Raw genomic sequence first — 25,523 nt, forward strand, 5'->3', positions numbered from 1 at the left:
TAAAATATCATTTTCCGACAGCCCCCTTCGTTCTATTTTCTGTCTTTCTTTATTTTTTCCAATATCCGGAAAACACGAGTTCCCTGTCATTCGTTTTCCACAAAAGCCTCAGGCTATAGGATGATTATTTTTTTCATGCAACATAGAGGATACCGTCATGCGTTTTGGAGGGACTAAGATGCAGTCTATTTGCTTACGCGTTTTTCTAAGTATATCGTTCTGTCCGAGGAATAATCATTGTCGTCTAATGGGAATAAGTCTCCTTCGGCAATCTTCCCTTGTCTTGTGGTAAGAACATCACTGCCGATATATTGAAAGCCTACATTTTTGCAAAAATCAACAAAAGTTTCAAAAGATGCATGTATGGAGCCTTGGGCGTTTAAATGCTCGAAAGATTTACTCCCTTGTTCATAGAAGACTTCGATACATGCAAACCTGCCCCCCGGTTTTAAGCATCTGTAAGCTTCCTTCATCAGATTCGGGAGGGTTTCTACATTCGTCAAAAAATTACCGCTGAAAGCGGAGATGCTGTTATCGGTAAATGGAAGCCCCCGGTCTAAATCAATATCAAACACAAAAAAATTGTCTCTCCCGCATGCGCCGGAATGAGCCTTGATAACAGGAAGGCAAGCGTCGGTTACGATAAAGGTATCTGTTTCCGTAAGTTTGTCAAGTATGGGAGAAAAATATCCAGACGGGCCGCTTGCCAAATCAACTTTTACTCCCTCTGCCGCTGAGATGAATTCAATGAACCGTCTGTGCTTCTCGTCTTTGGTCATAATGTCTTTCTGGTCTTCATATCGCTTGGACATATTCAAATCAATCTTGTTCGTCACCAGATGTTCGGTGAGGCATTTTGACCAGTAAGGGCGGTCCTCATCGCCAAAGATAAAATGGATGATATTGCCGTCCTCGGAATACTTAACGTCGCTTTTTATCAGTTGTTTCATGCTTATCATTTTTCGACCTCCTGAGTGCATTTTTGATCGCTTTTCCGGTGTTTATCGAAAGAGCGATGACATTTTAGAATTATACACATTATAGTGAAATATTTTTTTGATTTTCAAGCTGTATTATGAGAAGCAGATGGCAGGCAAATAACATCTTGCCATTGATGTAAAAAATTTGGTGAAGGAGAGAGATGTAACTTGACGAAACGATAAAATGTGAATAGAATGAATTCAGGGGAGGATGGTTATGGAACAGATTTATAAGTACCCAAGAACCAGGCATCTTGAGGGTTCCAGGGAGCAGGCAGGCGATGAAGACCTGAAATGTGTTAAGTTTACTGAAATACAGGGAAAATATTTAGTTCTTGAAGAGAAAGTAGACGGCGCAAATTGCGGCGTCAGTTTTGGCAGAGACGGGAAAATGTATCTCCAAAGCCGCGGGCATTTCCTAAACGGCGGGTATGGGGAGCGTCAGTTCGATTTATTTAAGCTGTGGGCAGGATGCTTTGAGGACAGGCTATACCGGTTGTTGGGCGACCGATATGTGATGTATGGGGAATGGCTCTATGCAAAGCATACCGTATTTTATGATCGCCTGCCTCATTATTTTATGGAGTTCGACATATTCGACAAGCAGGAAAAACGATTCTTTTCTACAAGAAAACGGCGGGAATTCCTAAGCAAAGCGCCGTTTGTACAATCGGTACGTGTGTTGGCGGAAGGAAATTGCGAGACTTTGGGAAGGATTGAAAAATGGATAGGGGAAAGCCTTTTCATTTCCGAAGAACCCAAGCAAAGCCTTCTAGCCCAATGCAGGAAGAGCAAGGTAGATTTTGAGGCAACTGTCCGCCAGACGGATTTGACTGGGGTGATGGAAGGAATCTATATTAAGGTAGAGGATGGAGACTATGTGACCGACCGGCTGAAATATGTGCGGGGTTCTTTCCTGAACACAATCTTGGATTCCGAGAGCCATTGGGTAAACCGCCCAATTGTGGCAAATGTCTTGGCAGACGGCGTTGATTTGTTTGATATGCAGGAAGGAGCGGGAACAGATGGAGGGAAAGATTCTGGCGGGAATCCGTAACAGCGGTTTTTCCCTGGACTGGCTTGCCGGTCATTTCCCAGAATTGTCCGGGCTGAAAGAGGTTCCCCAGAACCCGGAGTATCACGGGGAGGGGGATGTTTACCGCCATACGGAAATGGTATGCAGGGAGTTGGTCAATCTTCCAGAATGGCTGGAATTGGAGGCGGCAGAGCAGGAGCTTCTGTTCCTTGCCGCGGCGTTCCATGACATCGGGAAAGCAGCCTGTACGAAGCAGGAGGATGGGAAATGGGTTTCGCCTAAGCATACTATAGTCGGGGAAAAGGATTTCCGAAGGCTTGCTTACCGTAATGCAGAATGTTTCGGTATGACTTTTTGGCAGAGGGAGACAGCGGCGAAGCTGATTCGGTTTCATGGACTTCCGGTGTGGTTCTTAACAAAGAGGCGGGTGGAATTTGACTTGCTGAAGGCGGCGGAGAGTATCCCGCTGCGGCTTTTATATCTGCTTTCTAAGGCGGATGTGCGGGGACGGATTGCAGAGAGTGAGGGGCGGATGGAAGAACATGTGGAATTATTTGCGGATTATGCGAAAGAATTAAACTTGTGGGAGAAGCCATATGTGTTTGCCAATCCATTTACAAAATATCAGTATTTTCATAAAGAAGGATTGTGGCAGGGGGCAGAATTGTTTGACGATACAGAATTTGACGTGATACTGATGTCAGGGCTTCCGCTTTCAGGGAAAGACACTTGGATTGAGGAGAACGGTAAGGGAATGCCTGTGATTTCCCTGGATGGAATCCGCGAAGAGCTGGGGGTGCCGCCCGCCAAGGGGACGGGCAGGGTGGTGCAGATTGCCACAGAGCGGGCGCGGGAGTATCTGCGCAGGAAAGAGCCGTTTATCTGGAATGCCACAAACCTTGTCCGGGAAACAAGGCAGAAGTTAACAGGGCTTTTTGCCGGGTATGGGGCGCGTGTGTGTATTCTGTATCTGGAAGTCCCTTATAGGGAGCTGTTGGCAAGGAACCAGAAAAGGGCACGGCATATTCCTGAACATGTGCTTGAGGAGATGATTGGGAAATTGGAGATTCCGGCATCTTGGGAAGGCTATGAAGTGAGGTGGATGGTTTCCTGAATTCATTTTTGAGGGCAAGTAAAATATGTAAGATTCTCAGGGGGGATGAAATTTGGCATTTCCCGCCCCCTGAGTGTAAAATTATTTATCAGAATAATGCCCTTTGCAAGAAAGAATGGTAATAGTATCCTCATTAGGTTTATAGACAATACGATTTTTTTCATCGATTCGTCGGCTCCACCATCCGGATAAATTCCCAGATAGCGTTTCCGGATGCCCAAGGCCGTCAAAGGGATTACGCTGAATGTCTTTGATGATTTTATTGATTCTTTTCAAAGTTTTTTAAATCATGCTCTTTTGGTACGGATTTTCCCGATTCAATATCCGCAATGCGTTGCTCTAATACTCTCATATTTGATTCGGAATAAAATGGGTCGGCTGCAATTTCAAATGGAATTTTGTTTTGTCTGACCACAGCTTTTGTAAACATTGTGATAGCGGTTGTCATATTGATTCCCATATCTTCAAAAAGAATTTCGGCTTGCTTTTTCAATTTTTCGTCCATACGGATCGTAATACTTGTTGTCCCCATGTTTGACACCCCTTTCGTATTTACATATTATACTAATATAATAACCATGTCAATACATAGTATTTACGTTTTGTAAAAAACAGCTTTTCATTCATCCTCCGAACCATCAGCCGGCTCATCTGGCCCGGATGCTTCCTCGGATGTTTCCTCCAATATGTCTTCTGTTGCCAGCCTTCTTTGCAGGAAGCGATCATCTTTCAGGCTTTCTTTACCATCCTTTTGATTCTCAAGATCCCCATGCCTCTGCCAGGCTTTTCCATTGCCGGCTTCTTCTCTTACGCGGGCGTCTAACATCACCTGCAGCTCATTGCACAACTGCCGTTCCTTCGCCTCTTTCCTTTGGAGGCGGCTGGTCAAAGCGTCCATCTTTTTATTCACCCGGCCGGACTCATCCGAAAAAAGTTCATTCCGGTTCTCTTTCAGCGCTTCCAGTTCCCGTTGTTCCGCCTCCTGGTCGAGGAATCCAAACGCATCCTGTATGGTCTGATGTCCTTGCCTGTGGACAAGCATTTTCATACATTTGAGAAACGCGCCGCTCTTTTTTGCGCCGGACATCTCATAAAAGAACGCCTGATTGTGGAAGGGAACCTCCGACGCATATAGCTTTTTCCGGTCGCCGTTATTTACTTTTTTCATGGAAGAACGCTCCAAATGCTTTTCCTTCTCCGTATGCGCCGGAGTGCCTGGAGCCTCAAAAGCCTCCAGTGCAAATCCTTCCTTCTCCTGTCTGGAATCTTGGCCCTTTTCCAGATAACTCAGTCTGCCGTAAGAGTTCTTAAACAGTTCAAAACCCGGCTGCCTTTCGTCTCTTTGCGGCTTCTGTGTTTCCTGAAATTCTCTGTGCAAAATTGCCTGTCCCAAATCCCATCGTTCTTTTTTCTTATCATCCTTAAAATAAATGCCCATATTCCCCATACTCGTCACGGCTGAGTTTTTTCCCGCTTTTTTCCAGCTCGTGGCTAAGCCCTTTCAATATCTGTTCCATTGTAAGCGTTGGTTCTTTTGCTTCTGCTGCAAGAAAACCGGCGTAAATCAAAGCATTTTTAATCATGCTCCCCGACACCTCAAACTGATTCGCAAGAAATTCAAAATCTATCTCAATCTCATGGGAAATCGGCATTTTCGAGGGTATCATGGATTGCCACATCTGACGGCGCAAGCTTGCATCCGGCAGAGGGAAATCAATCATATCGCTGACACGACGTCGGAACGCACTGTCAAAATTCTGCAGATAATTTGTTGCAAGGATACTGACGCCCTCATATTCTTCCATTTTTTGCAGCAAAAATGCAATCTCCATGTTACTGTATTTGTCATTGGATTCTTTGATTTCAGTCCGTTTGGAAAATAATACGTCCGCCTCATCGAAGAAGAGGATTGCCATGCTGTTTTCAGCCTCCTCAAAAATACGGTTTAGTTTCTTCTCAGTTTCCCCGATATATTTATCTACTACAGACGGCAGCTCCACCCGGTAAAGCTCCATGCCAAGCTCCGCAGCCATAACCTGGGCAGCCATGGTCTTTCCGGTTCCGGGAGGCCCGGCAAAAATCATGGATGTCCCGTTGCCGTAGGCTGATTTTTCCAGAAAACCCCATTCCTCATAGACCAGTTTTCGGTTACGGATGCGGCTGATAATGTGGGATAGCTTCTTTTTCTGCATTTCCGGAAGAATCAGGTCATGCATCCTGTAAATACTGCGGATTTTCTTGGCATACTTATCCAGGGAATGGGAGGATACCCGCAGAACGGCACACCGCAATTCATCGGCAGTAATGCGTCCATTCCCTTCACTGATGGAATAGGATTTTGCAAGTTCCAGTATTTCCCGCATTTTCCCGGGCAGGAAATTATACCTGCTAAGGAAATCCATCCGGTCTTTCCCGCAGTCCCACTGGTAAGATAAGGTCAGGTTCTCAAATAGCGCCTTGTCACCAAGAACGTCCTCTGGGTTGATGGCAAAGGGTAGATATTGCCGTGAATGAGAAGAGGAGAGAGAGATTTCCTTATGCCCGCCCAGAAGAAAAATCGTCTCGTCCTCTTTCAGCCAATATAAGAGGGGAGTCAGGTCGTCCGTCTCATCGGACAGTTCTATCACATACATGGCGTGATGCAGCAGGCACTCCCGCCGCATTTCCCTGAGATGGCTTTCTGTTTGCAGCGTCTCGTAGGGAATTACGGCAAGGCTCATGTGGGACAGGGCGGCAAGATAAGCATAATTGAGTTTCCTGCCGCTCCCCTTCCGGCCTTTGAGGTATACCAATTTTTTCCCTGGAATTTGGCGAAGGCAGACGTCGATTTTTTCATATAACCGGATATTTTCGCCAAGGAATGGAAGCGGATCTTCCGCCAGATGATACCATTCCATGCCCGGAAGATGTCGGATATCAAGGATATTTCCGCACAAAAATGGAAAAAGCTGCGGAGCAATTCGGATTCGGGATGGAAGACCTGTTTCATCCCATTCTTGCTCATACAGCAAATGGGAAGACTGTCCCAATAATTCTGACACAGGAAAATCATTTCCTGTCCCAGTACAGAATAATTTCCATGCCGCGGGGGTCAGAGATTCACCCAAAAGCCCCATATATAATGCCGCCGCCAGCATCAGCAGGCCTTCCTGTTTTAAGCCGGCAGACAGAGCGACATAAAGAAACGGTGAAAACACATCTTGCTCAGCGCTTTTGGAAGATTTCAGAAGTAGGCTTCTTAAATTTTCCAAGGGAGATATCCGGCTGTGCTGTGCGCGGGAATCGTCTCCCCATTTTATTAAATCATCCAAAAATTCGAGGTAATTTTCATAGATATTCATTGTTTATCCTTTATTATACCCAAGGGTATGAGTATTTCACACATGTTCTACAATTTCCTGAAAACTGCTTGTAAAATCCAGCTCTAAGTCTTCCCGGTATAATTTCTGCATACGGTCATATTGCTGTTTCGCCTCCGCCTGTTTCCCGCTCTTACATAAACAGATAATAAGCTGCCTTACAATGTCTTCATTATAAGGGTCTGCCTCAAGTATTCTCTGGTAAAATGGAATCGCCGCCTCGTGCCGCTCCTGTACCGTTCTTTTGGCGGCTCCGGAACGGAGTACTGCAAGATACTGGTTTTCCAGTTCTTTCGCCATACCGTAAGACCAGAGATAGCCGCTGTTTCCCATGTAGCTGCCCGGATAGAGCGAAATCATCCGTTCCGGATTATTTTCACATGCCGCCAAGTCTTGAATGTACGCGTTCAGTTCCGCCAAATCAGAGTCTACAAGCTGCATATTCAGGGAATATTTCTTGTTTTCATAGGAAATCAGTTCTTCCAGCCCTTCCTGTGTAAATGCCTGCCGGATACTATAAAGAGTGGTGTGGAAGAGGGCGATTGCGCTCTTCATCCCGGATTCCGGCCATAAAAGATCGATTAGCGCCTCCCGGGATACGCTGCTTCCCTGAAGGTGGAACAGGTATGCGAAAAGTTCCCGTGCCTTTTTCGTCCGCCATTTCATTTCCCTGCCGTCTTTGTCTGGAAGGAATACGGAGAATCCGTCCATGCACTGAATCCGTATTCTCCCGTTTCCTTTCGGTTCTGCTCCCGGATTTTCAGCTTTCCGGGAAATGAGAAGACGGGTATCCGCAGTGTTTCGGCGGATGGTATGAATCTCTGTCAGTATTTGACGGTGTTTGGAAGAAAGATCCAGAATCCCAATATTGTTTTTCTGCAAAAATGTGTTTCCGGTTCGGGATTGTTCCACTGCCTTACGGTAATTTCCTGCATCCCAGGACAGGACTGCAAGCATTTCCCATGCAACGGCTGTCTGCAATGTCTCGTGTTCCGAGTTCTTGATAATCTGCTGAGCATACTGTCCTGCCGTCTCATAATCGCCGGAGAGGTAGGCGGATTTCATATGCTCTGCTAAAATACAGCTGCGTAAAAGAAAACCGTCGGCCATACAGTCAATCTGTATGGCCGGGGTGGGATTTGTATTCTGAGAAAGAGAAGCATGTTCCGCCTGATTAGGTTCTTCCTCCTCCGGCTGTGTCAACATCGTAAGGAGTTGAAAGGCCAGATATAAAAACGAATCCTCATGAAATTGTATCCCCTGCCCAGTCTTTTTAAGAAGAAGCCCCGCCGCCTCTTTAAGCTGGTGCATACAGCATTTGATTTTAACCTGCTCTGTCAGGAGCGCTTCGGCAGTCTTGTCCCAGTTGGGTTGGGAATCCTGCATTGACTGTTTCAGATATACCTCAGCCTGCAATAATTCCCCGGCTTTGCGTTTCACCGCCGCTGCAAACAGAAGCGCCTGTTTGTAATCCTTTAGTTGTCCGGCTTCATAAAAAGCCTTTCCAGCCTGCGCAATCTGTTCGTTTCCTTCTGTGACGCGCCCCAAAGCCATGAGGTACTTCCCATAAATGAACCGTGCCTTTGGCGTCAGTTCGCAGTGTGAATCTGAAAGCAGCGAAAACCATCGTTCCAGAGTACCATAAAGCCGATCTTCCAAAATAGAATCACCGGAAACCTCTATGACCGTCTGCACAATATCTGAGGCTTTCCCCCGGCAGGCATACTCTGCCGCCTGGATTTTATCATTGGTTTTCAGAAGAAAATAAGCTGCCGTCCTTAGAGTCTCCTGCTGTTCTTCCGGAGTCGTCTGGGACAGTAAGAACCGCTGAAAGATAGAATGGTAGCGGTACAGGCTGCTTCCTTCTCCCAGAGTTTGTACGAAGAGCTGTTCGCTGACCAGATAGCGGAGCATACTTTCCGAGTTGTAGATTCCGGCCGCCTTATTGCAGATGGAAGGGGTCATATAGTCCAGTACTGCTGTTTTGGTTAGAAATGTCTGGATATCAAAGGGCAGCATTTTGTAGACCCGGGTCATAAAATAGTCGGAGACTTCCAGCTTGTCGCAGATATCCTTTAAAACCTTGACAGTATCCCCTTTGTGCCTCTGTTTTAGCTGCAGCATGATTTGCGCGATTCCTACCGGCCATCCTTCCGTGCAGTCATAGATAAGTTTCGCACATTGCCCGGCGTCTTCGCCTACATGCGTCAGAAGCCTGGCAATCTCTTCCTGTTTGAATTTCAGTTCCTCCATCCCGATACAGACGGCGCGCCCGCTCTGGATATATTTGTGAAAAAAGAGTGGGAGAGAGCGCTTTTCTACGATAAACAGGCGTATTTTCCTGTCCATAGTCTCGATTAAAATATCTAATAGGTTGAAAATATCCGGATTCGTGATTTCCTGAAAATCATCCAGAATTATATTCAGAAAATCAATCTTTTCATCCAGCCATATGACAAGCTGCTCCATGATAATGTCAATATTTTCCAGAAGGGGAACAGAAATGTTAAATTCTTCTCCGGGATTCCCCAGTGCGTGCCGGACGGATTTGGTAAAATTCCGGATAAAGGACATAAGGTCATTATCCGTATCGCTGAGATTGTACCATGCGCTTTTTCCCGGGGAATTCCGTACATAATTGGCCAGGGCCTGTGTTTTCCCGAAACCTGCCCCGGCATTTATCAGGATGATATCCGCCTGCAGAGATGAAAGAAGGGCATCCGCTGTCCGTTCCGTATATCCCCTGTTTACGTTTGGTATCTGGATTTTGCTGTTTTCATTCTTCATCAGTGGTCAGTCCTTTTTCTCTGTTGGTTTTCCGATTTGCCTAAATATTATATATTATTTCAAAATACTTTATGGGACTGGCACCAATTAAGAGGATTTTACACCATTTTTGCGGAATGGGAATGAAAATAGGCGCCCTAAGGCACCTACTAATAAAATTAATCTATATTTTACTAATTGTTTTTTTCGTCTGGTTCTGTGACTTCTAAGAGAATGGAATCAAATTCATTTTCAAGTTCCTCTCTTCTGTCTTGAGGTACAAGTTTTAACAGCTTCCTTACAAATACAGTCAATCTGTTGAAATACCGTAATTGTTTATCTGTCATATAATCACCTGCTTTCTGGGAAAGATTGTTGATTTAGTATTTGTTCTAATTATACAATCAATGTCAATGATGTAAAGATTTATTTTTTTGCAAATTTTGTCGAATTGTTTAGAATTTTGTTTAGCGCCCTATTTTATACTTGCATAGAGAAGTGAAGTTTTTAACCAGGAAAGGAGGTAGCCGGCATTGGCGGCCGAAAAAGGCGGCTAATGTTGGGAGATTATGGCTGAATATTTATCACCAGGCGTATATGTAGAGGAATTTGATTCAGGCGGCAAACCGATGGAAGGCGTTGGTACAAGTACGGCCGGATTTATCGGCCTTGCAGAGCGGGGCCCGGCGGAAGGAGTTCCGCAGCTTGTAACCAATTTTGCAGATTTTAAGAGGAAGTTTGGCGGTTATCTGTCTGAAAATGAGTATGGGGAATACAGGTTCCTTGCCTATGCAGTGGAGCATTTCTTTGTAAACGGCGGCTCCCGCTGTTACATTTCCCGTGTCGCCCCAAGCGATGCAAGACCCGCCCATGCAAAAGTTCCGGCAATGGAATCCGTCCTTAGGGTGCGGGCAAAGAATCCGGGCTTGTGGGGAAACAGCATGAGCGTTGTGGTAACTCCCTCAAGCAAGGCAAAGACACAGATTCTCGAGGAGCTTGACACGGCAGACGGCAAGCAGTATTCGGTAAAAAGTTCTGCGGGATTCCATCCGGGGGACGTTGTGGTTTACAAGGACATGACCAATGTGGTATACAACCGTGTCGTAAAGAGCCAGGATAATATCATTGTATTTGAAAAAGAATTTGAACAGGACGTGGTGGACAAGAACCTGCTTCCCAACAAGGTAATCTCCACCTGTGAGTTCAACCTGGAAGTGAAATACGACGATATCGTAGAATTCTACGAGAATCTGTCCTTCAACGTGTCTATCCCGAATTATGTTGAGAAGAAGACGGCAAAGTCAGACCTGATTATTGCAGAGTACATTGGCAACAAGAAGAGCGAGCCAGTCGCTCCATTTGACGAGATTGCAGGAGAAGACCCGGAGAAGGCTTTCTGTGTGATCCCGTTAAAGGGCGGCAGCAATGGCTCTGTGTCCAATATCAGTGCGGCAGATTTCATCGGCGTAGACAAGGGAGCCGGAAAACGTACCGGTATCCAGGCGTTCTTAGACAATGACAACGTGTCCATCATGGCGGTTCCGGGCGTGGTAGACCCCAATGTACAGTTAATGCTGGTTGCCCATTGCGAGAACCTTGCCAGCCGTTTCGCGGTTCTGGATATGCCAAGGAACGCCAAGAAGATGGACGACATTATCGCCCACAGGGAAATCGTAGACAGCAATTACGCCGCTATGTACCATCCGTGGCTGGAAGTTTTCGACCCGCTGGATAAGAAAAATATGGCGATTCCGCCGTCAGGATCCGTAATCGGAATCTACGCCCGCAGCGACAATTCCAGAGGCGTACATAAGGCTCCGGCAAATGAAACGGTCCGGGCATGCGTGGGGCTGGACTGCCAGTTTAACAAGGGCGAGCAGGACATCTTAAACCCCAAGGGCGTCAATCTGATCCGCTCCTTCCCGGGACAGGGAATCCGTGTCTGGGGAGCGCGCACAGCGAGCAGCGACCCCAGCTGGAAGTACATTAACGTCCGCCGTCTGTTCATTTTCATTGAGGAAAGTATCAAGGCGAACACCAACTGGGCGGTCTTCGAGCCAAATGACGAGGTTCTGTGGGTACGGGTGAAACGGACTATCGACGTATTCTTAACAGGACTGTGGAGATCGGGAGCCCTTGCAGGTTCAGCGCCGTCAGATGCATTCTTTGTCAACTGCGGCAGGAATACCATGAGCCAGGATGATATCGACAACGGAAGGCTGATCTGCGTGATTGGTGTTGCACCGGTGAAACCGGCTGAATTTGTAATCTTCAGGATTTCACAGAAGACGGGCGATTCCGTGTAAGTGCTGTCCCTAAATAGAATTAGTCAGAAAGGAGCGTTGAGAAGAGATGGCAAGTACCCCATATGGAAAGTTTAGATACAAAGTGGAAATTGACGGCCTGGAGGCAGGAGGTTTCTCGGAGGCGTCCGGGTTTGACGCGTCCATCGACGTAATTGAGTACCGCGAGGGCGATATGGTGCAGACACCCATGAAACTCCCGGGACTGAAAAAATATGGAAATATTACTCTGAAACAAGGCGTTGCGGATTCCATGGTTATGTATGAGTGGATGATTGCAGGCGTGGAAGGCGAAGTGGAGCGCAAGACGATTACCATTACGATTCTGGATGAGACAGAGACTGCAACTGCGTCCTGGCAGGTCATCAATGCATGGCCGGCGAAATATACGGCGCCGGATTTCAATGCGACAGCTTCAGAGGTTGCCATTGAGACTCTTGAGATTGCCCATGAGGGAATGACAAGAGTATCATAGAGATAAAATGAGACGGGCTTTGGACGGTCTGGGACGATTTGTTTCAGGGAGCGGCCAAAGCGTCGTATTCAAATGGACATATAGGCCCTGATGCGTGTTTGAAAATGCATTCCTACAATCTGCCGCAAACTGGGACGGCATCTTGCAGAAAGCATTTTTCAAACACGCTCTGGAGCCGGAAAGCAAAGGTAAGACGGATGTTTGAGACAGAATTTTCTTTTGTCCTGCCAAAAGGATATATGGACAGGGACGGAAATCTCCATAAAGAAGGAAAAATGCGTCTGGCTACGGCTGCAGACGAGATTATACCTCTTCGTGACCCAAGGGTACAGCAGAATCCGGGATATCTGGTAATTATCCTGCTCTCCCGGGTCATCACAAGCCTTGGGACTATGCCGGCAGTAGATACCAAAGTCATCGAGGGGCTTTACACGCCGGATCTGGCGTACCTGCAGGATTTATACGAACGCGTGAACCAGGCGGAGGTTCCGGTTTACCGTACCGTCTGCCCTCATTGTGGGGAGGAGATTCAAGTGCCGGTAAATTTTATGGAAGCCGGGCTGTAAATCTGTATCCGGCTGACAAAATTTACGAAGAAGCGGCATTTGTCGCCTATTACGTGCATTGGAGCAGGGACGATGTGCTGAATCTGCCCCATAGAGAGCGTCTGCGGTGGTGTAAGGAGATTTCCAATATTAACAGGAAAATCAGCCGAGAGCCTCCCAAAAACGATATTTTTAAAATATAGGCAGATGTGCCGATATGGAGTAAATCATACAAAGCAAGGTGAAGAAAGATGTCAATGCAGAATAATCTGGCGAAAAGTACAAAGTTTAAAGTGATTCTAAACGGTATGCCCTTGGGTTTTTCCAAGGTGTCGAATATTTCCGCCACCATGGAATTTGAGACGGTGGTGGAGGGCGGCGTCAATGATCGTGTTCATTATCTGCCCAAGCCCCGGCAGTCCATGGATAAACTGGTGCTGGAATACGGGATTGCCAGCGGGGAACTGACGAGAACCACTCTGACGGCTGGATACGAGCTGTCGAAGGGCATTATCATTATGGTCATGCCGGATTCGGGCGCTGTTCCCACTGCAACTTATCAGGCAAACTGGGGAATCGTGACAAAGTGGGAGATTGACACGCTGGATGCGACCAACAGCGGGTTGCTGATCAAGAAGATTGAGATTTCCCACAATGGATTGACGGAGACGATCAATAAGATTGGGCTGTAAGGCTTACCATCCCATAACGGAGGAATTCTATGCTAAAGCTGCGAAAACCATTTTCACAAAAAGTACAGCTTCATATCAGACAGGATTTACTACAGAAGTTGTGGGATAAGTATGTCCCGGAAGACTCTGCGGAGTATGGGCGGATCGAACTCATATACCCGGATGCAGGGGGAGGGTACATGGGAGGAGAACCCCGGCAGATTCAGATCCTTGTTAATCTTGTCCTACGAAACAGGATATTGCAGGCAGGGCTTTCCGGAGCTGGGGGAACTTTGGCTGCGGCTGCAGAAAAGATGGAGGGCAGTGTACTCCGTGCGGAAAAATGTTTCCTGACGCAGCTTCGATGTTATGACGTCAGGCTGTATCGGGCGGTGAACCGATATGTGACATTGCTTGAGCAGTTCCGAGAGGAAGGCAGACGTTATCAAAACTGGCAGAGAGAGAACCGGATGATTGAAAGGCAGCGGACGGAATATCGTCTGTTTTCTGCGTTTTCGTCGGATATAAAGAGTTTTCTGGCAGAACGTTCTGTGGAGATTCTCCGGGAGATGGAGAGGGAACTGATTCGTGTACTGCCGGAGGGTGAGTATAGAATTCTGGCGAGGCAGATTCCGAATCTGACAGAACCGAAAGAGTTTATGCTTCAGTACTTAGATGTGATGGAAGTTGAGGAAATCCGGCAGTTGTGGGAGCAGTTGGAGGGAATCAGCCAAGAGTCGATTGTAAAGATAGAGGAGGAAATCCAGCAGCCACAACGGCAGATAGAAGAAATGAATCCAAGGGATACCGGCGGGAGGTTTCGGGAGAAAATTGCAGAACTTCGCAGACGGTATGAGCATGAAGTTGCCAGAAGCTTTCATGAACGGGTTTCGTCTATACTAAGTACCGAACCATATCAAATGCTTTCCGAACCGTATCAGGAGATTGCAGATATGGTACTCGGCTTCCAACCATATGAAGAGACTGTAGATATGGCACTCAGTACCGAACCATATCAAGAAGCCGCAGATATGACGGATGTTACGGAAGAGGCGCAAGGGCTGCCGCATAAAATCCGCTGCATGATGAATTCCGTACAGATGAAGCTTGAAGCGCAAAAGGAGCAGCTTTGGCAGCATGAGGCGAAAGTTTTTGAGACTTATAGAGAGTTGTACCGGGAAACTGAGTTCCCAAACGGAACATCTGAGGAAGGATCTAGAGAGGATGTAAGTCAGTTCTCGAAAGTAATTTCTGAGGAAGAGTTTAGAGCGGTTGAGCGCCAGTTCGTAGAAGAAACCTTCCTGGATCAGTACCAGGGGGAAATGCGTGAAGAAGAACTCCGGGATATCTGCGAATGGGGCAGAGTGTTTGCGGAGTTATTTGCAAATCCAATTCCAGAAAAGCAGAAATTCAAATCAGCATCTTCAAAGACAGAAGAAAACAGGGCTTCTGGGGAGCATATAGCTTGGCATGACATGGAATATCATGAGGAGTGGACCTATCTGACACAGGAAGTCAGCCGCTATATGGAAGAGCATGGCATGGAGACATTTCTGCGGGTATGGCGGGAAAATGTTATGAATAGAAAAGAGTGGATAAGTTCCAAAGAAACAAGGCTAGTGGATGCGCCGTTTCAGAAATTGTGGGAGTGGGGAGAAGCGCTGAGGGACCTTTCAGGCCATGATGAGGGGAAGCAGGAATTGCCGGAAGAAGCGACGTTACTGGAAGAAAAGGAGCTTCGGGAATTGATTGCCCAGATGAACCATGCCTTGCAGATGAGGGAATTTCCATCAGTAAAATTTCCCGTAAGGGAATCCTATGATGTAAGTTCTTTTGAGGCGGACGGGAAAGGAAATTCCTTCCGGCTTGAATATACGGACATTCAGTTTCAGTCCCAATCCATTCAGAGTCTATTACGTTATGCCAGAGAACTGAATGAAGAACAGTATAAGCGCCTGCTTGGAGAATTGTCCAGGATTACACAGATTCAGTGGAGGTTATCTCAGGGACAGGAGATGGAAGAGGAAGCCGAGCAGGCGTTAAGGAAGATGCTTGTTCAAAGGAATCGGGAATTACTCCAATCAGACAGCCAACGTAGACAGCTTGGACTTGAAGAGACAGATACCGTAGACGTGCCATATCTGAGAATGTGGGAATGGGGAGAGGCGCTTTTGCACTGCCCGGAGTATGCACAGAATGAAAATGCCGATTCCCAGGAAATGATGGAGGAGACAGAACAGACAGTTCCAGTACAGGAAAAGACATTGTCAGAAGACCGGAATAGGGAACAGGCCCAATGGATACGCCGCCAAATTAAGGAGGCGAAAGACCGGAACAATCTTCAGCAGCTGATTAGCCAGATTAACCATAGGTTAGAGATTTCCCGGAAGACGGAACAGGGGGAAGCGAAGGCAGAAGAAACGATTCAACTCACCTATGCGGACAGCCAGCTTACCGTTTCGTCGGTTCAAAGTCTTCTTCATTATATTCGGAATCTGGATGAAGAAGGGTATGGAGTTTTGGTCAAAGAACTGGCACAGGTCACAAAGGTTCAGGGCATGCTTACTTCTGGCTTAGGAATGGAAGAAGAGACTGCAAGAGAAGTGCGACAAATGTTCGTACAGAGAAAACAGGGCAAGACTTCTCCAGCCCAAGTTTGGGAATGGGGAAAGGCGCTGCGGTATTATCCGGAACATGACCCATTGCCACAAGCACAGAAAGAGAGAAGAGTTACGCCGTCGATGGAGGAAGGTGAAGGTGAAGGTCAGCCCAGGACCCACTTGATCTATACGGACGACAGGAATAACCTGCAGCAGATGATTTGGCAGATAAACCGTATGACAGCGGCACAACAGTTGATAAAAGAAAAGGACGAGCCGCACAGCAGTGGGATGATGGAAACGGATGTGCCGGGGGGAATGTCAGATTTTACGGAAGCCCGTAGTACGGAAAACGTATCGGAATCAAAGACAGAACACAAGACAGGAAATGTGTGGGACTCAGAGGAAGACCAGAGCTGGCAGACGGAGAGAAGATTTCGTCTTGTCTATGCTCCAAGTCAGCTTCAATCTCCGTCAGTCCATGATTTGCTTGATTATATACGTTATCTGAATAAAGAGCAGTATGAGATTTTGATAGAAGAATTGACAAAAGTTACAAGAATTCAGCAGAGATTGGAAGAAGCCGGAACGAGGACAAAATTAGCAGATATCAGCCAAAGGATTGTAAGGGAGCTTCAGGGATTGCCAGATGAGAAGAACCTTCCATATAAGAAGAGCCTGCCGGGTATGCAAGATTGGTCAGATTCCAGCCAGACGTACCATGGAGTAGATTATGGACATCACAGTTACAGAGAATCATACCTGGAATTGGCACACCGTATCCGGCAATATGAGGTGCAGCGCCGTCAGACAATGAAAGAAAATCTTCGGCAGAATCTCCGACAGATACAAGAATCTTATACTTACCCGAATTCGTCCGGCAGAATCCGAAAGGATATGAAAAATATAGCAGATGTAGTACATATAATAGATCTGATAGATATCATAGATACGCCAGATTTATCAGAAGTGGCGGTTACAGTAGATAAGGCAGTAACAGCAAATAAGGCGGATATTGCAGTTACGCCAGAAATGGAAGACGCGGCAGAAATATCCTATCTTGGCAGAACCGCGTCCCTCCCATTGTCAATGAGAATTCGGAAAGAAAACGAATCCATGACGGCCATGGATTCTTCGGAGAGAGCATGGAATCAGCCAGAAGAAGCAGGGCAGCCGTCAGGCAGGGCAAGGCAATCATTGTCTCAAGCCCATTACGGTTATCCTTCTCAAGAACTTGCATACTCCATCCAAGCCACAGACTCATCCCAGGATGAGCAGCAAAGAACCGGACTGCGTTTACAGGAAGAAAACATACAGATCAAATCCGTACAGGAGCAGTTAGGGAAAAAGCTGACAGAAGTAGAAGAACAGTTGAAAGCCGTAGAAGGCGCCGCAAAAGCAAAACAAGATGTGAGGGCATTTACCGACCAGATAAAAAGGCAGCTCTACGAGGAACTCCATGTAGAAAAACTGCGGAGAGGATTGATATAGAAAGGAGGCCGTGTGCATGGGACTGACAAAAGCAAAACTAGAGATTGAACGGGAAGTAGGCAAGAGTGTAATCGAAGTGTTGTTTAACCCTTCCGAGTACCAGCTGACAGACGGCTCCAGCTATTCCGAGAAAAAGATTCCGGGGCTGGACGGCCCGATTATCCAGTACATATCCGGCGACGCTACAGAACTGTCACTGAGCCTGTTTTTGGATACCTATGTGCCGAAATCAACGTCACTGATTTCCTTTGGACCGCCCAAAGAATCAACCGACGTTTCCATTATTACGAAACAGATTGCAGACGCCACGTCCATAGACGGAAGCATGCACCGGCCGCCAAAGGTGACGTTCAAGTGGGGTTCGCTGAACTTTGAGGGGGTGGTGACGAAGATGAACCACACCTACACCATGTTTACCGAGAAGGGAATGCCGGTGCGGGCAAAGGTAAGCCTGACGTTTAAATCCCTGATATCCCCCAGGGATACAAAAAGGAAGTCGCCTTTTGAGTCACCGGACCGTACCAAATACCGTACGCTCCGTCAGGGTATGGGATTGTGGGATATTGCCAATATGGAATACGGCGACCCGGACATGTGGAAAGTCATTGCCCGTGAAAATGGAATCCTGAACCCCCTGGACGTAAGGCCGGGGCAGGTGGTGAAACTGCCTGCGTTGTAAAATTTGCAGAGCGCACGTGAAAGGAGAAGTTTCAAAGTGGGAAAAGTAACAATGTCAAGCCTTTCAAGTAAATACAACGATTTTCTAGTGCCTGCCCTGAAAGTCAAAGTAGGCGGCTTGGACGTCATCGGAGAAAGCGATTATGCCGTAGAGTCTGTAGAAGTGACCCTGTCCCAGACCGCCGCCAGTGCGGCAGTCATAAAACTGACCAATGTATACGACTTGGAAAAGCGCAGTTTCGTAGGCGACGTCACCGGCGATTTCATCCTGGGCGAGCTGATCGACATTGAGATGGGATACGGCTCCTCCCTGACCTCCCTGTTTTACGGTTATGTGGACGAAATCAACTACGAACTCTCGGACAATCCCTCCGTACGGGTGACGGCCGTAGACGTACGCCGCATGTTGATGGGAAGCAAGAAAAGCAACATATCCCACACTGTCACCAGCTATTCCGAAGCATTTGAAGAGGTGGTGAAAAAATACAAGGCGGCTTACAAGTCCAAAGACGTGGACGCCACAGACAAGCTGGAAGGAGAATGCATCATCCAGAACGGCAGCGACTATGAATTTATCACAGAAGAACTGTGCCGAAAAGGAAACCGGGATTTCTTCATAGACGCAGGAAAACTTTATTTCAAGAAAATTGACGCGGAACTGTTCTCCACCGTAGAAATGGAATGGGCCCAGGATTTTATTTCCTTTCAGCGGCGGGCTTCCTTCCAGGATACTATCATCCGGATTATGGGCCAGGACACAGACAAGAAAGAAGAAGTGTCTGCGGAAGTGACCGTAAAGGCAGACGACAGCCAGAAGTCACTGGTACAGAATGAAAGTACCCAGATGGACGCAGCCGTGGAGGCTAACAGCGACGCCAAGCAGATTGCGGAGCACAAGGCAGACGAGATGAAGAAACAGGCAAGACAGGCAACGGGAGTCTGTATCGGAGTCCCGGAGATAAAGGCCGGCGGCCGGGTGAAGATTGTAAAAGGAGACTCCAAGCTGATAGACGGAACCTATGACATCATGGAAGCCAAACATTCCTTTAGCAGCGACGGATACCGGACCACTTTTGAAGTAGGAGGCTGGACAAGGTGAATTTTTATGATGAATTGCTGACGGACAAACCAGAAGACAAGACCTACCCGGAGATTACGGCGCCAGGACTTTTAAATGCCATCGTAAAAGAAATCTGGGACAAAGAGCATGTGGGAATGATCAAGGTGGAGTACATGATGGGCGAGAAGGACAAGAAGACTTCCGATTGGGTGCGGGTCATGAGCGGATACTGCGGAAACGGCTTCGGCAATTACTGGCTGCCGGAAATCGGGACGGAGGTTCTGGTAGGGTTCATCCACGGAAATATGAACATGCCCGTAGTCCTTGGATGTCTGTGGAACGGCAAGGATAAGCTGCCAGAAGGAACGGCAGATGAAAAGAACGAAACCAAGGCCGTTATCACCAAAGGCGGCCATAAAATCACATTTACCGAGACACAGGATAAAGCAAAGATTACGGTCAATACACCCAAAGGGTTGGAAATCCTGTTGGATGATGAGAAAGAAACCATTCTCGTGCAGGACAAAGGCAAGGAGAACAGCCTCTCCATGGACTGCAAGAACGGCGCAGTCACCTTGAAGGCGAAAAAAGAAATCTCCCTTACCATCGGCACAAAGGAAGTGGTGAAGGCAGACGCCAACACCGTGAAAGTCGCCTGCGGCACCGTACAGTTAGACGCACAGCAGAGCTTGAAGCTAGGCGGCCAGAGCGCCTCGCTGACCGGAAGCAGCGTTAAGGTAAAGGCAGACGGAGAGCTTGGGCTGCAGGCTTCCGGCATGGCGCAGCTCAAAGGCAGTATGGTGAAGATTAACTAGGATGTGCAGGGAATGACAGAAAGGAGGCAGCCCTTATGGAACCAAGAGACAGCGTGAAAGCATTTTTAGGGACTGGCTGGAAATTCCCGGTAGGAATCGACAAAGCCACAGGACGGATACGGATGTCGTCCAACGAGGACAGTATCCGAGAGTCCGTCCGCATCATCATCGGAACCCGGAAAGGAGAGCTGCCCATGCATCCGGATTTCGGCTGCGGAATCCAGGAATATGCATTCGAGACGGCGGATTACACGAACCTGTATTCCATGAAAACCGAAATCGAGCGGGCGTTGATCCGGTGGGAGCCAAGAATCAAAGACATAGAGGCCGAAGTCAGCGACGAGCAGATCGACCAGGGCATGCTGACCATCCATTTAAGCTATGTGGTCCGCGCCACCAACAATCAGTATAACCAGGTATACCCTTTTTATATCAACGAAGGAGAGTAGTTTGTTATGGATATTCCGCAGATGGAGAAAATGTCGAAAGAGGACATTATCGGCTATATGAGGAACTGTGCAAAGCAGTATGTGCCAGAGTGGCGGTATGACGAGGAACAGCCGGACGCCGGAACCGCGCTGGTATCCATATTTGCCGGCCTGATGCATGACAACATCAAAAAATTTAATATGTCCGTAGCAGGAGATCTGTTTTCCTTTTTTGACGGGGTCAATGCGAAACTGTATCCGGCAAGCCCGGCAGAGGGATTTGTGGTCTTTGCACTGCCCGAGGGGTATGTGGGGGAGGCGGAAGTCCCAAGGCAGACCCGTCTGCTTGCCCAGGGGCCGGACGGGCAGCTTGTATTCGAGACTCAGGAGGAAGTGCTGGTCAAGACCATGGAGCTTGAGCATATTTTCCTTGCAAAGCCCAAAGAAGATACCATCTATGAACTTTACAGTAAGAAAAGAGATTCGGCTCCCTCCTTTTTTTTGTTTCAGGACGGGGAAGAGAACCTGCAGCAGCATTTGCTGTATTTCTGTTTCGGGCGGGAACTGGAAATCACAAGCCATGCAGACGCCAGGCTGTCCTTCGTGCCAGAGGCAAGGTCATCCGAAATAGAAGGGCTTCGGGAAGCGTTTCTTGACTCTGGGCGAATCCGTTTCTTTTACGGGACAGGAGAAGAATTCTGCGGTATTGCAGACCTGACATATGAAGACGGAACCCTCTGTTTTCCGATTCAGGGAGGAGAGCAGGGAATCGCGCCTATGGAAGAGTACGGGGGAATGTACGTGATTATGGCAGAAGTCCTGGATGCAGAATATTTCTCCGGGATCTATTTCCGTGAGGCTTCTCTGGGAACAAAATGTCTGGGGCTAAGACCAGAATTTATCAACGTGAACGGCACGGAACAGGAGATGGAAGAATTTTTGGCGTTCGGGGCGAATCCTTCGGTGTATGATGAATTCTACATCGGAAGCGGGGAAATCTTCGGAAAGGCAGGCGCCCACATCAGCATAGAGTTTGACCTTGATTTCGTCAGGATTCCCATCGAAGAAGCAGCCTCGGGGATGAAAATATCCTGGAAGCGGATTATGCGCAAGAAGGAATTCGTGCCGGAACAGGAGTATGACATCACCATCCGGGAAGTCATCTGGGAATATTACAATGGGTACGGATGGAAGAGGCTTTCCGTATCCGGACAGTACGGCGGCATATTTGCGGTAGAGGAAGGGATGCGGGGGGTACGGCGGAAGATGGAATTCACCTGTCCGGCGGATGTGGAGCGGGCGCTTATCAGCTCCGCGGAAAATTACTGTATCCGTGCAAGGATCATCCGTATGAATAACGCCTATAAGACCAGAGGGGCGTATATTGCGCCGGTGGCAGGGAATTTTTCACTAAGCTACAGTTATGAGGACAATCCGCTGCGCCCGAAAGTGATGTTTTGCCGCAATAACATGGAGCTTAACGTCCATGGCGCGGCAGAAATGGGGCGGGAAGGATTCGCATTTCCGGCATGCGAGGCAAGGCCGGAGAAAGAAAAGACCTGCTATTTCGGATTCACACAGCCCCCTGTGGGAGGTCCTCTGAAACTTCTGTTCGTCATGCACGACACGGTTCAGGGAAAACTTACAGGGCTTAGATGGGAATATCTGACAAAAGAAGGATGGAAGGAAATGCATCCTGCCGACGGAACCGAAGGATTCGCGCACACAGGGCTGATTTCCTGGTATGGACGGGACGATAGCTGTCAGGGAAATTTGTTCGGGCAGGACTTATACTGGATTCGGCTCAGTGAAGGCAGCAAAGAGGAAGCAGGAGACAGGAAAAGAGGCGGCAAAGAAGATAACTGCCCCAAGATTGAGGGCATTTACCCCAATGCTACCAGTGTCCTTGGCGCTGAGAGCGTAGAAGAGAACTTTACGCTTGCGCCCAGAGCCGAGAAAAAGGAGATTTGGCTTGCCTGTCAGGACATTTGCAGCTTAGAAGTCCGGGTATTAGGGAGGAAGGATTACCAGCGCGGCCTGGGGCAGTCCTGGGAATTATGGACAGAGGTGGAGGAGCTTGACGCCGGCAGCGGCGGCAGGAATGAGTATGCCGCCGACTGGCGGACGGGACAGATTACCTTCCCCAAATACATGGAAAATGCCGGGCAAAACCAGATGGATGAGATTGAAATCCGTGTATCCTACCGGCACAGCCAGGGAAACAAGGGAAATGTGCCGGCAGGGAGAATCGAACGGTTAGACCGTACCATCGGATTTATCAATACGGTGTTCAATCCTATGGCCACGGTGTGCGGCCTTGACGGGGAGACGGTGATGGAGTCCGTGGCAAGGAGTGCAAGCCTTCTGCGCCACGGCAGAAGGTGCGTCTCTGCCGAAGACTACGAAGACATGGCAAGGGAAGCCGCACGGGATATCTGCAAGGTAAAATGTTTTGCAGGTTATGACGAGAAAGGCGCACGCCAGGAAGGAGCCATTACCTTGGTGGTACTTCCCGGAGACTACGGAGAGAGCGCCTATAGCTTCGAGCGCACCAGAAGGAGGATCTGTCAATACCTGTCCTCCCATATGGATCAGAACATTGTCCATCTGGGCAGGTTCCATATTGTAATGCCGGATCTGATACGGCTGGATGTAAAGGTGTCAGTAGAGCTTGCCAAAGAAGGCGAGGTCTTTGCGGTAACGAAACGGGTACGGCAGGAATTAGACAGGTTCCTGAATGCACTCCATGGGAATTTTTACGGGGACGGATGGGAAATCGGCATACTTCCGGACCAGAACCAGATCATCCACGCATTAAAACAGGTAGAGGGCGTTAAATACATCAGCCAACTGTCCCTGCGCAAATACAGAAGCGGGCGGTTCACGGAATATGAAGTCAACGAAGAACGGCTGCTGCCTTTCTACCGGCTGCCCAAAAGCGGCTTTCATGAGGTAGTGGTGGAATTTCAACAATAGAGAAAGGGAGCATAGGAGATGTTCTATGATTTGAATCTGGATGATAAATCTTACCGGGAAATCGAGGAGGACGCCATTTTCCGAATCCCGGGAGAGTGTCCGGAATGGACCAACTATAATCAGTCCGATCCGGGTATGATGCTGATCGGGCTGCTTTCCTGGCTCAAAGAGATACAGCAGTATCATATCAGCCAGATTGGAGGCTGGAAACGGCAGAAATACCTGAAACTCCTTGGAACCAGTATGGAGCATGCCTGCCCCGCAAAGGGAGCGGTGAGCGTGGAACTGCCGGCAGGTTCCATGGGCAGCCAGTATCCGATCTTAAAAGGCGCCCGGTTTTTCGCCGGAAATATGACCTTCGAGACGATACAGAAAGAATTTCCCCGTCCCATAAAGCTGATCGGGGCATACCTCCTGAACGGAGAAGCATTGGAGCAGTACGTCAATATCGGAAATGATTTGGAAAAAAGAATGCGCCTGTATCCCTTTGGGGAGCAGCCAAAGGCAGGAAACCGATGCTGCTTCGTCATGGATCGTGGTTTTGATACCGGGGGACAGACGGTGTTGACCTTTGATATCTGCACAGAATACGAGGTGGCACGCAATCCCATTGGAGCGGACTTCGTTCCCCTTGCCAAGATTCATTGGGAATACCAGTCTGAGAACGGGTGGGAGGAGCTGCCGGTGGATTTTGATACTACCTACGCCTTTTTGCAGAGCGGGAAGATTGGATTCCATCTGCCCGGTGAAATGGTGGAGGACTTGGAGTATGGCGCATGGCAGATTCGTGTAACATTGTCAGAGAATGATTACGACGTGGCGCCGCTGATCCAGAACATTTACTTTAACGAGATAGAGGTAAGGCAGCAGTATTCCTTCTGTGATTACGAAGACTGTGAGGCAGTCCCTTGCGGGGGCGGGATGTATAGGGTTAAGAGTGGAATGTATCTTGCGAAGATGGGGCAGGCAGAGATTTACGTCCAGGTTGAGGACGGTTTTGTGCAGGTTCCGGTTAAGGAGAGGGAAGAGACAAGGGAAGGCGACGTGGTTTATTCCTTTTGCTGGCAGGAGCAGACAGAAGAAGGAGGAGCCTTAAAGGTCAGGCTTGCCGCCTACGAGAAAGAATTTCGGAAACGGCGGAAAATCGGTACGGGCAAGGCATATGCCAATCAGGAATACTGGCTGGATATCCCGGATATCGTCTATGATGAATTTGAGATCATGGTCTGGGATCGGCAGGACGGCAGATTCTATCCCTACCGGCGGGTGGAAGATTTTGACGGATGTACGCCGGAAGACATGGTATACGTCCTTGATTTGGCAGAGAACCGGCTGTTGTTCGGCAACTGTGAAAACGGCATGGCCCCGGATGGGGAAATCCTTCTGCTCCGTCTGCGGGTGTGCGACGGGCAGTCGGGCAATATCAAAGCAGGAAGAATCCGGGAATGCGGCGACTGTCCCGAACTTCTGGTGAGGCAGTACCGGCCGACCTGCGGCGGCAGGGACAATGAGACGGTAGAAGACTGCTATGAGCGGATCAGGCAGAAGCTTAGGAACATCAACCGGGGCGTGACCTATGCAGACTATGAGCAGTTGGTCCGGCAGACGCCGGGGCTGTTAATCAAGGACTGCAAGGTGATTCCCGTCACAGAGTCAGGAGAGGCACAGGACTCCTTCCGGGAAAATGAGATTGCCATTGTGGTGCGTCCATTAAGTTATCAAAAGAGAGATAAACGGCTCAGTGAGAAGTATAGGCGGAATCTGGAACAGGCATTGCAGAAGGGGAAGATGCTGGGCACATCTATCCGCCTGTTGAATCCAGAGTATGTGGGAATCGCAGTGTTTGCCGAGATTGTCATCCGTCCTCAGTTCACGGACGCAGAGGAAATGATTGAGGAGGCGGTGAGTTCTTACGTGAATGAGCATTCCTGGGAGATTGGGAAACCGGTCTCCGGCAGCGTACTCTACGGAATCATTGACATTCTGCCCTGCGTGTGGCAGGTAAGGTCTTTGTCTGTGGAGGCAAGAGGAAGAGGATACCGCCATCTGGTGAATGGGGATGTGAAGTTGCCGCCCAATGGGCTGCCTTATTTGAAAGAGACGGATATCCGGATTTTTACGGCAGGGGAGACAGACTTCTGACAAAGCACGGGGATGACAGGCCGGCGAAGGTATGGCTGGCAATTCGATGAACGGTTCTGCGGCAAATATGGCTTAGGCAGGTAG

Annotated in this window: 21 protein-coding genes; 14 read left to right on the forward strand and 7 right to left on the reverse strand. The window is 48.3% G+C overall.

All coding sequences use genetic code 11. From position 1 onward, the window contains the following. Positions 1-185 precede the first annotated feature (185 nt). Complete coding sequence (locus AC6I3O_RS06125; RefSeq protein WP_497850105.1) at positions 186-959, reverse strand: class I SAM-dependent methyltransferase; 774 nt, start codon at positions 957-959, stop codon at positions 186-188. A 238-nt stretch (positions 960-1,197) separates the two neighbouring features. Here AC6I3O_RS06125 and AC6I3O_RS06130 point away from each other — a divergent pair, with 238 nt between their 5' ends. Then, on the forward strand, positions 1,198-2,037 hold the full coding sequence (locus AC6I3O_RS06130) for an RNA ligase family protein (RefSeq protein ID WP_497850106.1): 840 nt from the start codon (positions 1,198-1,200) through the stop codon (positions 2,035-2,037). Continuing rightward, positions 2,006-3,130 carry an AAA family ATPase gene (locus tag AC6I3O_RS06135; RefSeq protein WP_497850107.1) on the forward strand — a complete coding sequence of 375 codons (1,125 nt, stop codon included), beginning with the start codon at positions 2,006-2,008 and terminating at the stop codon, positions 3,128-3,130. Before AC6I3O_RS06130 ends, AC6I3O_RS06135 begins: the two co-directional genes overlap by 32 nt. 81 nt (positions 3,131-3,211) lie before the next feature. Here the strand turns inward: AC6I3O_RS06135 and AC6I3O_RS06140 are convergent, their stop codons facing one another. From AC6I3O_RS06140 to AC6I3O_RS06165, 6 genes are all read right to left on the reverse strand, one after another. Beyond that, positions 3,212-3,406 (reverse strand): Txe/YoeB family addiction module toxin, encoded by a 195-nt coding sequence (locus AC6I3O_RS06140; protein ID WP_497850108.1) that lies wholly within the window; start codon positions 3,404-3,406, stop codon positions 3,212-3,214. Beyond that, positions 3,390-3,662 carry a type II toxin-antitoxin system RelB/DinJ family antitoxin gene (locus AC6I3O_RS06145; protein WP_497850109.1) on the reverse strand — a complete coding sequence of 91 codons (273 nt, stop codon included), beginning with the start codon at positions 3,660-3,662 and terminating at the stop codon, positions 3,390-3,392. The genes AC6I3O_RS06140 and AC6I3O_RS06145 overlap by 17 nt, the downstream gene beginning before the upstream one ends. Before the next feature lie 87 nt (positions 3,663-3,749). Then, positions 3,750-4,568, reverse strand: a complete 819-nt coding sequence (locus tag AC6I3O_RS06150; RefSeq protein WP_497850110.1) for a hypothetical protein — start codon at positions 4,566-4,568, stop codon at positions 3,750-3,752. Next, on the reverse strand, positions 4,552-6,471 hold the full coding sequence (locus tag AC6I3O_RS06155; RefSeq protein ID WP_497850111.1) for an ATP-binding protein: 1,920 nt from the start codon (positions 6,469-6,471) through the stop codon (positions 4,552-4,554). Before AC6I3O_RS06155 ends, AC6I3O_RS06150 begins: the two co-directional genes overlap by 17 nt. A gap of 36 nt (positions 6,472-6,507) precedes the next feature. Then, positions 6,508-9,276: an AfsR/SARP family transcriptional regulator gene (locus AC6I3O_RS06160; RefSeq protein ID WP_497850112.1), complete on the reverse strand. Its 2,769-nt coding sequence runs from the start codon at positions 9,274-9,276 to the stop codon at positions 6,508-6,510. 173 nt (positions 9,277-9,449) lie between these two features. Then, entirely contained in the window at positions 9,450-9,602 is a 153-nt protein-coding gene (locus AC6I3O_RS06165; RefSeq protein ID WP_497850113.1) for a hypothetical protein, read from the reverse strand. Between the two features lie 222 nt (positions 9,603-9,824). On the opposite strand from AC6I3O_RS06165, the gene AC6I3O_RS06170 reads away from it, so the two are divergent. The 12 genes from AC6I3O_RS06170 (at position 9,825) to AC6I3O_RS06225 (ending at position 25,439) form a co-directional block, all read left to right on the forward strand. Beyond that, a complete protein-coding gene (locus tag AC6I3O_RS06170) occupies positions 9,825-11,561 on the forward strand; it encodes a phage tail sheath family protein (RefSeq protein ID WP_497850114.1) in 1,737 nt (578 codons plus the stop codon). A gap of 46 nt (positions 11,562-11,607) precedes the next feature. Then, positions 11,608-12,033: a phage tail protein gene (locus AC6I3O_RS06175; protein WP_159753344.1), complete on the forward strand. Its 426-nt coding sequence runs from the start codon at positions 11,608-11,610 to the stop codon at positions 12,031-12,033. 197 nt (positions 12,034-12,230) lie between these two features. Then, a complete protein-coding gene (locus AC6I3O_RS06180) occupies positions 12,231-12,599 on the forward strand; it encodes a phage tail assembly protein (protein WP_497850115.1) in 369 nt (122 codons plus the stop codon). A gap of 53 nt (positions 12,600-12,652) precedes the next feature. Continuing rightward, entirely contained in the window at positions 12,653-12,781 is a 129-nt protein-coding gene (locus AC6I3O_RS06185) for a DUF6760 family protein (protein WP_497850116.1), read from the forward strand. A 48-nt stretch (positions 12,782-12,829) separates the two neighbouring features. Next, complete coding sequence (locus AC6I3O_RS06190; protein ID WP_497850117.1) at positions 12,830-13,270, forward strand: phage tail protein; 441 nt, start codon at positions 12,830-12,832, stop codon at positions 13,268-13,270. A gap of 29 nt (positions 13,271-13,299) precedes the next feature. Further along, the gene (locus AC6I3O_RS06195) at positions 13,300-17,340 is read left to right on the forward strand and encodes a hypothetical protein (RefSeq protein ID WP_497850118.1); all 4,041 of its coding nucleotides are present in this window, start codon (positions 13,300-13,302) and stop codon (positions 17,338-17,340) included. A gap of 16 nt (positions 17,341-17,356) precedes the next feature. Then, positions 17,357-18,019, forward strand: a complete 663-nt coding sequence (locus tag AC6I3O_RS06200; RefSeq protein ID WP_497850119.1) for a CIS tube protein — start codon at positions 17,357-17,359, stop codon at positions 18,017-18,019. A 36-nt stretch (positions 18,020-18,055) separates the two neighbouring features. Further along, positions 18,056-19,117, forward strand: coding sequence for a phage late control D family protein (locus AC6I3O_RS06205; RefSeq protein ID WP_497850120.1), 1,062 nt, complete (start codon positions 18,056-18,058; stop codon positions 19,115-19,117). After that, a complete protein-coding gene (locus tag AC6I3O_RS06210) occupies positions 19,114-19,893 on the forward strand; it encodes a phage baseplate assembly protein V (protein ID WP_497850121.1) in 780 nt (259 codons plus the stop codon). The genes AC6I3O_RS06205 and AC6I3O_RS06210 overlap by 4 nt, the downstream gene beginning before the upstream one ends. A 35-nt stretch (positions 19,894-19,928) precedes the next feature. Next, positions 19,929-20,342 (forward strand): GPW/gp25 family protein, encoded by a 414-nt coding sequence (locus tag AC6I3O_RS06215; RefSeq protein WP_497850122.1) that lies wholly within the window; start codon positions 19,929-19,931, stop codon positions 20,340-20,342. 6 nt (positions 20,343-20,348) lie between these two features. After that, positions 20,349-23,297 (forward strand): baseplate J/gp47 family protein, encoded by a 2,949-nt coding sequence (locus AC6I3O_RS06220; RefSeq protein WP_497850123.1) that lies wholly within the window; start codon positions 20,349-20,351, stop codon positions 23,295-23,297. Between the two features lie 18 nt (positions 23,298-23,315). Further along, the gene (locus tag AC6I3O_RS06225; protein ID WP_497850124.1) at positions 23,316-25,439 is read left to right on the forward strand and encodes a baseplate J/gp47 family protein; all 2,124 of its coding nucleotides are present in this window, start codon (positions 23,316-23,318) and stop codon (positions 25,437-25,439) included. Positions 25,440-25,523: the final 84 nt, after the last annotated feature.

It is taken from the genome of Sporofaciens sp. St.21A7, assembly GCF_059728535.1.